Here is a 13,759-nt window from a genome sequence, read left to right on the forward strand (position 1 = left end):
CCCCGCCTCGAAGCGCAGCCGTCGCGGCTTAAGACTGCGACGGCTTCGCGCTGTCTGCCGCCGGCGGCGGCGCTGCCGGCGTCCAGCCATAACCGAGCGCCTTGTACAGGCTCACGATCTGCGCGAGTTCCTGGTCCTGCAGCGACGACTGCTGCAACTGCGCATTGAAGAGACTGCGCTCGGCGTCGAGCACTTCCAGATAGCTCGTGTAGCCGCCTTCGTACAGATCGCGCGCGACTGACGTGTATTCCGTGAGCGCCGCCACCTGGCGCGTCGTCGAATCCAGCTGATCGCGCGTGCGCGCCACGCCCACGAGCGCATTCTCGACATCGGCGAACGCCTGCTGGATCGTCTGCTCGTAGCTGAACAGCGCTTCCTGCTGCACGGCTTCGGCCTGATGCACGCCACCCGCGATCGCACCGCCCTCGAAAATCGGCTGCGTGACCGCGCCCGCGAACGACCATACGCGCGCGGGGCCGGTCCAGAGACCCGAAAGCGCCGTACTCGCGGCACCGAACAGTCCCGTGAGCGAAATCTGCGGGAAATACAGCGCGCGCGCCGCGCCGATCGACGCATTCGCCGAAATGAGCGTTTGTTCGGCCTGCAGAATATCGGGCCGGCGCTCGAGTAGCGTCGACGGCAGACCGGCGGGAATGGCGGGCGCGGTGAGCTCGGTGATCGACTTGCCGCGCGGAATCGGCCCTGGGTTCTGGCCCAGGAGCAGCGAAATGGCGTCTTCCTGCGTCGCGATCTGCTGCTGGATCGAGTACACGGAGGTCTGCGCCGATTGGTACTCCGACTGCGCCTGGCTCACCTGCAGCCTCGAAACGACACCGCCCGAATAGCGCTCGTTGAAGAGATCGAGCGCGCCCTTGCGGCTTTCGAGCGTGTCCTGCGCGATGACGAGTTGATTGTCGAAGTCGCGCAGTTGCAGATACGACGTGGCCACGTTCGCGATGATGGCGATGCGCGTGGCCTGCTGGGCGGACTGCGTGCTCAGATAATCGGCGCGCGCGGCTTCAGTGAGCCTGCGCAAGTGGCCGAACAAATCGAGCTCCCAGGACACCGCGCCGTTCAGCTCCACCTGGTTGCCGACCACGGGCGGGAAGCCCGGCGCCGGAACGCCACGGCTGCGCGACGCGCCGAAGTTCGCCGAAACCTGCGGGAACAGGCCCGCGCGCGTCACGACGTAGCGCCCGTAGAACTCCTCGACGCGCGCCGCCGCAATCAGGAGGTCCTTGTTCTGCGCAAGCGCCTTCGCGACGAGGTCGTTGAGCACCGGGTCGTTGAACTGCGTCCACCAGTCGAGCGAGGTGTCGACGGCTTCCGCCTGCGGCGCGGCGTAGCGAAACGTCGACGGCGTCTCGACCGCCGGACGGTGATAGTCGGGCCCGACCGCGCAGGCGCCAAGCCAAACCGTCGCGACGACCAGTGCGAGAGGACACAGCGCGCGATTCGTCAGATTCGAACGTGTCTTCATCGCTCAGCCCTCCTGCGAAGGCGGCGCCACAGGGGGCGTGCCGGCATGCGGCGTGGCGTCCGCTTTCTTGCGCGACGAGAGCGTTTCCAGTCCCCAGAAGAACATCGGAATGAAGAACAGCGCGATCACCGTGGCGCCGAGCATGCCCGCGATGACGCCGGTGCCGAGCGAGCGCCGGCTCGCAGCCGACGCGCCGCTGGCGATGGCGAGCGGCACGCAGCCAAGGATGAACGCGAGCGAGGTCATGATGATCGGCCGCAGACGCAGCTTGGCGGCGTGCAGCGCGGCCTCGTACGGCGACATGTTCTCCTTCTCGCGCATTTCAACGGCGAACTCGAAGATCAGAATGGCGTTCTTCGCCGCGAGCGCGATCAGCACGGTCAAGCCGATCTGGAAGTACACGTCGTTTTCCATGCCGCGCAACAGGATGCCCACCAGCGCCCCGAAAATCGCGAACGGCACGGCCAGCAGCACGCCAACTGGCAGCGACCACTTCTCGTACTGCGCCGCCAGAATGAGGAACACCATCAGCAGTGCGAAGCCGAACACGAGCGCCGCCGTCGAACCGGCCTTCTTCTCTTCGTACGCCTGGCCGCTCCATTCGTAGCTGTAGCCGTCGCCCAGCACTTCGTTGGCGATCTGCTCCATCGCCGCGATCGCCTCGCCCGAGCTGTGGCCCGGCGCCGCGTCGCCGGTGATCTTCGCCGCCGGAAAATTGTTGAAGCGGTTGACGATGTCGGGTCCAGGCACGAAACGCGAAGTCGTCACGGCCTTGATCGGCACCATGTCGTTGTTGCGGTTGCGCACATAAAGCTGCTGGATATCGTCCGGGCTCAAGCGGTATTGCGGCTCGGCCTGAATGATGACCTGGAAGAGACGGCTGCCCTTCGGGAACTGGCTCACGTACAAGGAACCGAACATCGTCTGGAGTGCAGAATAGATGTCCTGAACCGGAACGCCGAGCGTTTCCGCCCGCTCCCGATCCACTTCCACGAGCAACTGACGCGAATTCGTGTTGATGGTCGAATTCACGCCACGCAGCGCCGGGTTCTGGCGCGCCTTCGCAATCACCTGGCGCACCTTTTCCTCGAGCTGCTGATAGCTGCCGTCGCCGGTGCTCTGCAGCCAGAACTCGAAGCCGCCCGTTGTGCCGAGGCCTGGAATCGACGGTGGATTGAGCGGCACGACCACGCCGTCCTTGAACGTGGAGAACGCCTTGGTGGCATCGCGGATCAAGTCCTGCGCGGAGCCGTTTTCGCCGCGATCCTTGAAGCCCTTGAGCGTCACGAACAGCGTGCCCGCATTCGACTTGTACTGCGAGTCGATCAGGCTGTAGCCGATCGGCGCCGCCACCGAACTCACGGCAGGCTGTTTCGCGAACCAGTCCTCCGCTTTCTTCGAGAGGTCGCCGGTGCGGTCCAGACTCGCCGCGTCGGGCATCACGACCGCGCCGAACAGATAGCCCTGATCCTCCACGGGCAGGAACGACGATGGAATATGTTTGAACAGGCCGACGGTTGCGATCAGCATCACGACGATCAGGCCGATGGAGAGGATCACGCGGCGTATCGCGGTCTGCACCCAGCTGCCATAGCCCTCGGTCAGGCGATCGAACTTCTCGTTGAACCAGCGGAAAAAGCGGTTCTTCTTGTGCTCGCCCGGTTTGAGCAGGATGGCTGCAAGCGCGGGCGAAAGCGTGAGCGCGACGATACCCGAAAGCACCACCGAGACCGCGATCGTCACCGCGAACTGCTTGTAGAGCTGCCCCGTGATGCCCGAGAGAAACGCCACCGGGATAAACACCGCGAGCAGCACCAGCACGATCGCCACCACCGGTCCGCTCACTTCGTCCATCGCGCGTTTGGCCGCTTCCTTTGGTGGCAGCTTGAATTCGGTCATGTTGCGCTCGACGTTTTCGATCACCACAATCGCGTCGTCCACCACGATACCGATGGCTAGCACCATGCCGAACAACGTGAGCATGTTGATCGAGAAGCCGAACGCCTCCATGCCGATGAACGCGCCGATGATCGACACGGGCACTGCGAGCAGCGGCACGAGCGTCGCCCGGAAACTTTGCAGGAAGATGTACACCACGATGATCACGAGAATCACCGCATCACGCAGCGTATGAACCACCTCGTTGATCGACTCGTGCACGAACTCGGTCGTATCGAGCGCGACTTCATACTTGAGGCCAGGCGGAAAGCTCTTGTTCAACTGCTCGAGTGTCTGGCGCACCTGCTTGGCCACTTGCAGTGCATTCGCGCCCGGCTGCTGATAGACGGCGAGCAGCGTGGCCGTCTTGCCGTTGTAGCGGCCGCGCAGCGAATAGTCCTTGGCGCCCAGATCCGCGTGGCCGATGTCCTTGAGGCGCACGATCGCCGCATCGCCCGACGCCGCGCGCAGGATGATGTTGTCGAAATCGGCGGGCTCAGTGAGGCGGCCTTTCGTCGTCACCGGGAAGGTCTGGTTCACGGGCTTGTCGGTCGGCGCCTGGCCGAGTCGGCCCGCGGAGAACTGCTGGTTCTGTTGCGCAATCGCATTCTGCACGTCCGACACGGTAATGCCGAGCTTTGCCATGCGGTCGGGCTTGAGCCACACGCGCATCGCATAGTCAGCAGAACCGAAGATCGACGCCTGGTTCGCGCCCGGAATGCGCTTGAGCGCGTCGAGCACGTAGACGTTCGCGTAGTTCGCCACATAGGACGCATCGTAGGCGTTATCGGGCGAATAGATCGCGATCACCATCATGAACGCCGACGAGCGCTTCTGCACCGACACGCCCTGGGCCGTCACCGAATCGGGCAGGAAAGGCAGCGCGAGGTTCACGCGGTTCTGCACGTCCACCTGGGCGAGCGACGGATCGGTGCCGATATTGAAGTACACCGTGAGCGTCATGTTGCCCGTCGAGGAACTCGACGAGTTCATGTACATCATGTTGTCCGCGCCGTTCACCTGCTGTTCGATCGGCGCGGCCACGTTCTGCGCGACGATATCGGCGCTCGCGCCCGGATACGTGGCGCTCACCGTGATGGTAGGCGGCGCGATGTCCGGAAACTGCGCGATCGGCAGGTTGAACATCGACACCAGACCCGCGACGACGAGCACGATCGAGAGGACCGACGCGAAAATTGGCCGGTCAATAAAAAAGTGGGAGAACTTCATCGTTCAGCCTCCCGCGGCGGGCGAGAACGTGACGTCCACGCGGCGGGATTTGTCCGGCGGATCGTTGGCGACGATCTGCGCCGGTTTGCGCATCTCGATGCGCTCCGTTTTCACGCCGGCCACGACCAGCGCCGCGCGCACCGTGCCTGCGCGGGCAGCCGCGAGACGCTGGTTCGCGGCTTGCGAGCCGCTCGCATCGGTGTAGCCGGAAATCACCACGCGCATGCCCGGTTCCGCGACGAGACGGCGCGCCACGCCCGCGAGCGCGTCGGCCGACTGGGCGTCGAGGCTCGAACTGCCCGACGCGAAGTAGAGCGCGGTGTGTTCGCCCAGCACGTCGGCGGCGCTGGAGGCAGCGCCCGGTTGAGCGGCGCTCGTGCCCGCGCTGGCCTGAGCTTTGGCGTTGGCGTTCGCGTTCTCAGCCGCCGGGCCGGAAGCCCCGGCCGCACCCGCCTGCGCCCCGCCGCCTGCACCGGCGTCGGGCCCGCCAATATTGACGGTCGCGGGCGGCGTGGCCACGAGATTCGCCTTGACCGGCGCACCTGGCATGAGCCGCAGCGTATTGTCGATCACGACATGATCGCCCGGATGCAAACCCGACTTGATCACCCAGTCGTTGCCATTCCATTCGCCCGTTTCCACCACGCGCTGCTGCGCCTTGCCGTCCTTGTCGACGGTCCATACATACGCGCCGCGCGGCCCCTGCTGCACCGCCGACTGCGGCACGGCCACCGCAGAACTACGCAGCGCGCCCAGCAGCTTGATGCGCACGAACTGACCGGGCCGCAGCGACCCCGTGGGATTCGGCATGGCGGCGCGAATCAGGTAGGTGCCGGTTTCCGAGCTGAGCGAGGCGTCGGTAAACGCGATGTGGCCGCGTTCCGGATAGATGCTGCCGTCCGCGAGCACGATCACCGCTTCGAGCTTGCCGACGGGCGGCAGCTTGAGCGTACCGTTCTGCGTTTGCGTGCGCAGATTGAGCATCTCGTTCTCGGAGAGCGAGAAGTTGATCCACATGGGATCGAGCTTCGCCACGTAGGTGAGCAGGCTGTTGGTCGCATCGATATACGAACCGTCCTGCTTCTTCGCAAAGCTCGAAAGACCGGTCACGGGCGCAACGATCGTCGTATAGCCGAGATTGAGCGTCGCGCTAATGACATTCGCCCGCGCACCTTCGACCGCGGCGGCGGCCGCCTGCTCCTGGCCGACTGAGTCGTCGAGATCCTTCTGGCTCAACGCGTTCTTCGCGGCGAGCGGACGTACGCGGTTGAGGTTGGCCTGCGCGGTGACGAGCCGCGCCTTCTGCTGCGCAAGCTCGGCCTGCGCAGCATCGAGCGCGGCCTCGAAGGGTTTGCGGTCCATGACGAACATCACGTCGCCCGCATGGACCAGCGAGCCTTCGGTATACACGCGCTTTTCAAGGAAGCCGTTCACGCGCGCGCGAATTTCGACCTGCTGTGAGCTTTCTGTCTGCCCTACGTATTCGAAGACCACCGGCACGTCGCGCAGCGCAACATTGATCACGTCGACGTTTGCGGCAGGTCGTGTTTCAGCAGCAGGTTTGTTGTCATGACATGCAACGACGCTTACCAGCAATCCCAGCGACAGGCACAAGCTGGCCACCCGAAATCCGTGAGTCATGCTGTTCTCCGTTGTTATCGACGATCTGCGCTGGACCGACGAACCCCAAATCAGGCGCGCGCGGGCGATCGAGTCGAATCAAATCGCCAAACTGACTTTGGTGCTCGAGCGAATACTACTGTTTTTCGGGAGAACGCAGAATCAGGACGGCCAAAAAGTCGCACGCGATGACGAGACCGGCACTCACGGAGCAATAGTGACCGAGTTCGTTTCGAAATCCGAAATGAAGATACTTGAACCGTTCGCTAACGTTCACATGAATATGCGCAACGCTTGCGTAGGGACAAAGGGAGAGCGCGGGAAGCGGAGATTGCGGACGCACGGAACGTGCGTCGCGTGAAGGGCGGGCGGGAGAACATTCAGGCGTAGCACAACCCTCGCAGCGGCGGTTGCGCCACGCGTTGCGAATCAGGCGGCGCGATCGAGCCCGCGCACCGCGCCGAATTCCGCACACGAAAGCGTGCGCATCAGCAGCGCCATGGCCTCGACCACGCGGCGGCGATCGAGTTCGACGTGCAGGCAAGCGAGATCGCTGCGGCGATCGATATCGATCGTATGCACGCCGAGTGCGCTGCCAACCAGACCATGCAGCGTGCATCGCGCGAGTTGCGCTTCGCTCGTGGGCACGCGCACGACCAGTTGCACCGTTGTGCGATGGGTTGCCGGGTGAAGGGGCTTGCGCGAGTCGCGCAGCGAGAGAACGGGCCGCGGCGTGGCGGCGGAGCGGGCACCTCGGGAAATCGGGCCCTGCGAGACGATGGACGGCATACGTGTTGTGCGCACGCCGCCGTTTGGGGCGGCGCGCTTGAGTTGAACACGAACCGATTCTAGGCAGCGCCGCGTAAACGTCTGGTAAATAAACACTGCACGGCCGCTAAAAGTGCGTAGCGGCCGAAGAGAAGCCTTAATCGAGCGGACGGCCCGCCGGCTCGCGAATGAGCGGCAGTGCGAGCAGCGAGACGGCCCCGCAGCCGATCAGATACCACGCGGGCGCGAGCGGATTGTCGAGCAGCTTGATGAGCCAGGTCGCGAAGAACTGCGCGAAGCCGCCGAAGATCGACACGCCCACGCAATAGACCACGGACATGCCCGTCACGCGAATCGACTGAGGAAAGAGTTCGGGCAGCATCACGATGTTGGGGACCGCCGTAAACGCAACGATCGCGCCCAGCACGGCCACGACCGCGAGCACGGTCGCGATGGTCGGCATGGCGTGAATGATCATGAAGGCCGGATAGATCACTGCGATCAGCAGCACGCGCGAGACACCCATCACCCACTTGCGGCCCAGGCGGTCGGAAAGCGAGCCGGCGAACGGCGAGCAGATGGCCGTGACGAGCGCCGCGACGAGCGCCGCGCTCATGCCGACCGACATCGGCAGACCGAGAATCTTGATCGCATAGGTCGACATGTAGAACAGCACGATATAGTTCGCCGCCGTGCCGCCGATAGTCGTGACGATGCCGGCCACGAGCGCCGTGCGATGACGCCCGAAAATCTCGCGCAGCGGCCGCGCCATGTCGGCCACGGGTTCGGCGTCTTCGACTTCGACGGCGTTCACGAGCGTTTCGTCGAGATGGCGGCGGATGTACACGCCTACCGGCACGACCAGCATGCCGATCACGAACGGCACGCGCCAGCCCCAGCTTTCGAGCGCGGCCTGCGAGAGCGTGGTGGAAAGCGCCACGCCGATGAGCGCGCCGCACACCGTGTTCAGGCCTTGGCTCACGAACTGCCAGCTGCCGTAAAAGCCGCGCGAACGGTCGTCGGCGTATTCGAGCAGGAGCGATGTCGAGGCGCCCACTTCGCCGCCCACCGCGAAGCCTTGCACGAGACGCGCGAGCAGGATCAGCGCGGGCGCCGCGAGCCCGATCTGCGCATAGGTGGGCGCGAAGGCGATCAGCGCCGAGCCGAGCGCCATGAGCCACAGCGTGAGCGTCATGGCGGCCTTGCGCCCCACGCGGTCCGCAAACGCACCGATCACGATGCCGCCGATCGGACGCACGACGAAACCCACGCCGAAGCTGCCCACGGCGAGCATCAACTGGTTCAGCGAGCCATGCACCGGGAAGTACAGCGAGCCGATGATCGAGGCAAAGAAGCTGTAGACCGTGAAGTCGAAGAACTCGAGCCCGTTGCCGAGCGTGATCGCGAAGATGGCCTTCGCGCGCGAGCGGCGCGTGCAAGCCTGGGCGGCAGCGGCCGGCGCCTGAATCGACGTGGCGTTCATCGGGTGTCTCCTCGTGTGTCTCGTGTCTTGTATCGTGGTGCGATTGCCCGCTGGCTGCGGGCTTCAGCCGCGCAGGAAGCGCTCGGCGAGCTGCACCCAGTATGCCGCGCCGGTGGCGAGGCAGTCGTCGTTGAAGTCGTATCCGGGGTTGTGGACCATGCAGCCGCCTTCCCCGTCGCCGTTGCCAATGATGAGGTAGCTGCCCGCGCAGCGTTCGAGCAGGAACGAGAAGTCCTCGCTGCCGGTGAGCGGCGCCATGTCGTGAATGAGCCCACCTTCGCCGAGCCAGTCGCGCGCCACGTCCTGCGCGAACTCCGTCATCGCCACGTCGTTCACGAGCACCGGGTAGCGGCGCTGGTAGTCGATGCGCGCCGTCGCGCCATACGCGCTCGCCTGCGCGTGCACGAGCGCCGTGATGCGCTCCTGCAGCAAGTCGCGCACTTCGGGGCGCAGCGCGCGCACCGAGAGGCGCATTTGCGCGGTTTGTGGAATCACGTTGGGGGCGTCGCCCGAATGGATCGCGCCCACGGTAACGATCGCCATGTCGAGCGGCGGCACGTTGCGCGACACGATGGTCTGCAGCGCGAGGACGACGTTGGCGCACACCACCACCGGGTCGATCGCCTTATGCGGCACCGCGCCATGGCCGCCGCGCCCGTCGATGTCGATGATGACCGTGTCCGACGAAGCCATGAACGGCCCCGCGCGAAAGCCGAGCTTGCCCGTGGGGAAGCCCGGCATGTTGTGCATGGCGAACACGGCGTCGCAGGGAAAGCGCTCGAAAAGGCCCTCGTCGAGCATGCGCTTCGCGCCGCCCAGGCCTTCTTCTGCGGGCTGGAAAATGAGGTGCAGCGTGCCGCTGAAGTTGCGCGACTGCGCGAGATGCTTCGCCGCTGCGAGCAGCATGGCCGTGTGGCCATCGTGGCCGCACGCGTGCATCTTGCCGGGAATGCGGCTCGCGTAGTCGAGGCCGGTGTTTTCGTGGATGGGGAGCGCGTCCATGTCGGCGCGCAGACCGAGGCGTTGCTTGCCATCGCCCACCTTGAGCGTGCCCACGACACCCGTGCCGCCTAGCCCGCGGTGCACCTCGTAGCCCCACTCGGTAAGGCGCTGCGCGACGAGGTCGCTCGTGACGAATTCTTCGAAGCCCAGTTCGGGATGCGCGTGGATCTCGTGGCGCAGTGCGATCATCTCTCCTTCGATCGCGGCGATTGCGGCCGGGATAGCCATCGTGTTCATACGAATTCTCTCCAGAGGGGACGACGAATTCGCTTGAGAATAATGACGTCTGTTCGGCACCGACAGCCCTAAAATAGTTGGCCCGCCAACCAGAAGTGCGCACTCGGGTTATCCCTTATGAAGTTCCACCAGTTCCGCGCGCTCGTCGCCATGGCCGATACCGGCAGCATCCGCGCGGCCGCGCGTGCGCTCGGCATCTCGCCAGCGGCGGCAACGAAAGCGGTGCGCGAGCTCGAAGCCGAGCAGCAAATCGCACTCGTCACGCGCAACGCAAACGGCATCGCGTTCACGGAGGCGGGCCAGGCGCTGCTCGTTCATGCGCGGCTGGTCGTGCACCAGATGTCGCGCGCCCAGGACGAACTCGATGCGCGGCGCGGGCGAGGTGGCGGCAAGCTCGCGATCGGCGTGACGCCGTGGCTCGCCCTCTCCTTTCTGCCCGACGCCGTCACACTGTTTCGGGAGCGCATGCCCGGCATGCAGCTGGAGTTCTACGAAGGCCTGCTCAATATCGTGATGCCGCGGCTGCGCGACGGCTCGCTCGACTTCTCGCTAGGCAAGCCCGGGCCCGCTTCGCTGCATGCAGAATTCACGCAGACGCCGATCTTCGCCACGGAGTCGGCCGTGGTGGTGCGCAAGGACCATCCGCTCTCGCACGCGCAATCGCTGAAAGAACTTCAGGATTGCGAATGGTTGCTCAACTGGGACCCGGCCAGCAAGGAGATGATCGCCGACGACGTCTTCCTGCGTCACGGCCTGCCGATGCCGAATAACGTGCATCTGGCGCACTCGTTCGTGGTGGCGATGGGGCTCATCATGAACACGGATATGGTGAGTATCTTCCCGTGGCCGCTGGTGGAAACGCGGTTTGCGCGCGACAATTTGCGTGCGCTCGCGCTTCAGGAGGAAGTGGATCGCACGGTGGTGAGCGTGGTTGCCCGGCGCGGTGTGCCGCTTTCCGCTGCGGCCGAATGCTTTCTGGAATGCCTCAAGGAGGCGATTCATGCTGGTGAGGCTTCTGCTAATCCTGAGCGCAGGCGGCTTTATCACTCGCTTGAGTTGCTGATTTGATTGGTTGCTTTTTTTTGTTGTTCTGGCTGTTTTGGCCTTTCCTTGTATTCGTGTTGGTATGCAGGCGTTGCCCCTGTGCGGGGCGGCACCTACTTTTCTTTGCCAGCGGCAAAGAAAAGTAGGCAAAAGAAAGCCGCTCAAACCGCTAGCGCCTGCCACCGTTCACATCTCGCCGTAGATAGTGAATGGCTCCGGAGCGTCTGTCGCCACTCGCCCTCAAACGGAGTGACAAGGCGCTCATCCTTCCGGCGGCGCTCCGCGCGCCGAAGGGCATAACCAAAAACCATTGGTGCGCGTGCATTCTCGCGAAGCCTGGCAACGCCCCTTGGTTTCCCATGCAGACCCGACCACAGCGCGCGTAGCGAGCAGCGGGATGAATGACTGCCTTGTCACTAACCTTGAAGGTGCGAGGTGACAGACGCTCCGGAGCCATTCACCATTAATGGTGCGAGGTGAACCGTGGCAGGCGCTAGCGGTTTAAGCGGCTTTCTTTTGCCTACTTTTCTTTGCCGCTGGCAAAGAAAAGTAGGTGCCGCCCCGCACAGGGGCAACGCCTGCATACCGACGCGAATAAAAGAAAAGGACAACCCCACAAAAGAACCGCAAAAAAAGCTCAAAACGAAGTCCCAATCTGAAACTGGAACTTCTGATACTGATCACCCGCGTGCTTGACGATCGGGAAGCCCAGATCAAGCTTGAGCGGCCCGATCGGCGAGATCCATTCGAGGCCCGCGCCATAGCTGTAACGCAAGCCATTCGCCCCAGTGCTGCTGCCTTCCGTGCCCCACACATTACCGCCATCCACAAACGTGAAAACGCGCAGCGTGCGGTCATAACCCGTGCCGGGCAGCGGGAACGTCAACTCGATATTGCCGACCACCATCTTCGAGCCGCCGATCGGGTCGTTCGTCGTGGTGTCGCGTGGCCCGAGCGAGCCCGACTCATAGCCCCGCACCGACCCAATACCGCCCGCATAGTAGTTCTTGAAGATCGGATACGGCTTGCCGCCCAGACCGTTGCCGTAGCCGCCCTGGAAGTTCAGCCCCAGCACGAAGCCACGCGCGAATGAGTAGTAATACTGCATTTGCGCATCGCCCTTGTAGTACTGCGTGCCAGCCGGCGTGCCGTATTCGGCGTTGGCCTGCGCATAGTAGCCGCGGCTCGGCACCAGCGCGCTGTCGCGGTTGTCGCGCGACCAGCCCACGGTGAGCGGCACCGTGTTCGAGACGCGCCCGAACTCGTTCACGTAGTCAATATAGGTCTGCGGCGTGCTGGAATCGACGTCGAGGCGGTCCTGCTCGATGCCGAGGCCGAAATACACCATGTCGGTCTCGGAAAACGGAATGCCGAACTTCATGTCAGCGCCATACGAAATGATGCGAAAGCTCGTGTCGTTCGTGCTCGAGTAGTAAAGCGGCTCGGTCGTGCGGTAGTAGACGTCGGTAATGCGCTTGATGCCGTCCACCGTGAAATACGGATCAACCTGCGTGACCGAGAGCGTGCGGTACGTCGTGGCCGTATTCACGTTCAGCGAGAGGCTGTTGCCGGAGCCGAACACGTTGTCCTGCGAAATGCCCGCCGAGATGATCGGCCCTTCGCCCGAACCGTAGCCGAGGCCCAGCGAAAGCGTGCCGGTGGGCTTCTCGGTCACTTTCACGTTCACGTCCACCTCGTCCGGCGTGCCTTCCACCGGCACCGTGGTCACGTCCACGTCGGTGAAGTAGCCAAGGCGGTTGATGCGGTCCTTCGAAAGCGCGAGACGGTTCGAATCGAACCACGAGCTTTCGAGCTGGCGCATTTCGCGGCGCACGACTTCGTCGCGCGTGCGTGTATTGCCGGTGACATTCACGCGCCGCACATACACGCGTCGGCTCGGATCGACCTGTAGCGTAAGCGCAACCGTGTGGTCGTTCTGGTCGATTTCCGGCAGCGCGTTCACGGTCGCGAATGCGTAGCCGTATTCGCCGAGCTTGTCCACGATCGCCTTGGTCGTGTCCTTGAGCTTTTGCGCCGAAAAACGCTGCCCCGGCTTGATGCCCACGAGTTTCTTCAACTCCGCCTCGCGGTCGAGCAGATTACCGGCCATCTTCACGCTCGAGATCGTATAGGGCTCGCCTTCGTGAATCCCGATCGTCAGATACATGTCCTTCTTGTCGGGCGACAGCGAAACCTGCGTCGAATCGATATTGAACTCCAGATAGCCGCGGTCGAGATAATACGAGCGCACGTTGTCAAGGTCGCCCGTGAGCTTTTCCTTCGAGTACAGATCGTTCTTCGTGTACCACGAGAACCAGTTCGGCGTGGAGAGCTGCATTTCATCGAGCAGCGTGCCGTCGCTGAACGTGTTGTTGCCGATGAAATTGATCTGGCGAATCTTCGCGCTCGGCCCTTCCACCACGGAGAACAGCAGCCCGACACGATTGCGGTCGATCGGCGTGACCGTGGTCGTGACTTCTGCCGCGTAGTAGCCTCGCGTGAGGTACTGTCGCTTGAGTTCCTGCTCCGCCTTGTCGACGAGCGCCTTGTCGTAGCTCTGGCCCGGCGAGAGACCGACCGACTTGAGCGCCTTCGTCAAGTTATCCTTATCAAATTCCTTGATGCCCGCGAAGTCGATCGCGCCGATGGCGGGCCGCTCCTGCACCTGCACGACCACCGTGCGGCCTTGCGTGGAAATGCGCACGTCGCTGAACAGGCTCGTCGCGTAGAGCGCGCGAATGGCATCGGAAGCCTTGTCGTCCGTGAAGGTCTCGCCCTGCTTGATCGGCAGATAGGCGAACACGGTGCCCGGCTCGATGCGCGTCAGCCCGTCGATGCGGATGTCCTGGACCACGAAGGGCTCGGTGGCGTGCGCCGCAGCGGTCACGCCGATGCCGAAGCCGGCGAGAGTCAGTGCGCGTGCATAGCGCGCCGTGGTAGTTGATGCCGTCATGCGG

9 protein-coding genes are annotated in these 13,759 nt (G+C 63.7%); 2 read left to right on the plus strand and 7 right to left on the minus strand.

The genetic code is table 11. The features are described from left to right. Positions 1-28: 28 nt before the first annotated feature. Genes M3I56_RS17050 through M3I56_RS41385 form a run of 3 tightly spaced genes read right to left on the minus strand, consistent with a single transcriptional unit; the run spans position 29 to position 6,172 of the window. On the minus strand, positions 29-1,480 hold the full coding sequence (locus tag M3I56_RS17050; protein ID WP_254354988.1) for an efflux transporter outer membrane subunit: 1,452 nt from the start codon (positions 1,478-1,480) through the stop codon (positions 29-31). 3 nt (positions 1,481-1,483) lie between these two features. Next, a complete protein-coding gene (locus tag M3I56_RS17055; protein WP_254354989.1) occupies positions 1,484-4,648 on the minus strand; it encodes an efflux RND transporter permease subunit in 3,165 nt (1,054 codons plus the stop codon). A 3-nt stretch (positions 4,649-4,651) separates the two neighbouring features. Continuing rightward, complete coding sequence (locus tag M3I56_RS41385; protein ID WP_309249163.1) at positions 4,652-6,172, minus strand: efflux RND transporter periplasmic adaptor subunit; 1,521 nt, start codon at positions 6,170-6,172, stop codon at positions 4,652-4,654. 115 nt (positions 6,173-6,287) lie between these two features. Between M3I56_RS41385 and M3I56_RS17070 the strand changes: the two genes are divergently transcribed. Continuing rightward, positions 6,288-6,629, plus strand: coding sequence for a hypothetical protein (locus M3I56_RS17070; protein WP_254354990.1), 342 nt, complete (start codon positions 6,288-6,290; stop codon positions 6,627-6,629). A gap of 68 nt (positions 6,630-6,697) precedes the next feature. Here the strand turns inward: M3I56_RS17070 and M3I56_RS17075 are convergent, their stop codons facing one another. The 3 genes from M3I56_RS17075 to M3I56_RS17085 all read right to left on the minus strand — a co-directional run bounded on the left by M3I56_RS17075 (position 6,698) and on the right by M3I56_RS17085 (position 9,758). Continuing rightward, entirely contained in the window at positions 6,698-7,057 is a 360-nt protein-coding gene (locus M3I56_RS17075; RefSeq protein WP_051481580.1) for a hypothetical protein, read from the minus strand. Positions 7,058-7,193: 136 nt separating this feature from the next. Continuing rightward, positions 7,194-8,519, minus strand: a complete 1,326-nt coding sequence (locus M3I56_RS17080) for an MFS transporter (protein ID WP_254354991.1) — start codon at positions 8,517-8,519, stop codon at positions 7,194-7,196. Between the two features lie 63 nt (positions 8,520-8,582). Then, entirely contained in the window at positions 8,583-9,758 is a 1,176-nt protein-coding gene (locus tag M3I56_RS17085) for a M20 aminoacylase family protein (RefSeq protein WP_254354992.1), read from the minus strand. A gap of 117 nt (positions 9,759-9,875) precedes the next feature. Here M3I56_RS17085 and M3I56_RS17090 point away from each other — a divergent pair, with 117 nt between their 5' ends. Further along, positions 9,876-10,826 carry a LysR substrate-binding domain-containing protein gene (locus M3I56_RS17090; RefSeq protein WP_028205070.1) on the plus strand — a complete coding sequence of 317 codons (951 nt, stop codon included), beginning with the start codon at positions 9,876-9,878 and terminating at the stop codon, positions 10,824-10,826. Between the two features lie 613 nt (positions 10,827-11,439). On the opposite strand, the gene bamA is transcribed toward M3I56_RS17090, so the two are convergent. Beyond that, positions 11,440-13,755: an outer membrane protein assembly factor BamA gene (gene bamA / locus M3I56_RS17095; protein WP_254354993.1), complete on the minus strand. Its 2,316-nt coding sequence runs from the start codon at positions 13,753-13,755 to the stop codon at positions 11,440-11,442. Positions 13,756-13,759: the final 4 nt, after the last annotated feature.

This window comes from Paraburkholderia sp. CNPSo 3281, from assembly GCF_024206515.1.
GTDB lineage: Bacteria > Pseudomonadota > Gammaproteobacteria > Burkholderiales > Burkholderiaceae > Paraburkholderia > Paraburkholderia nodosa.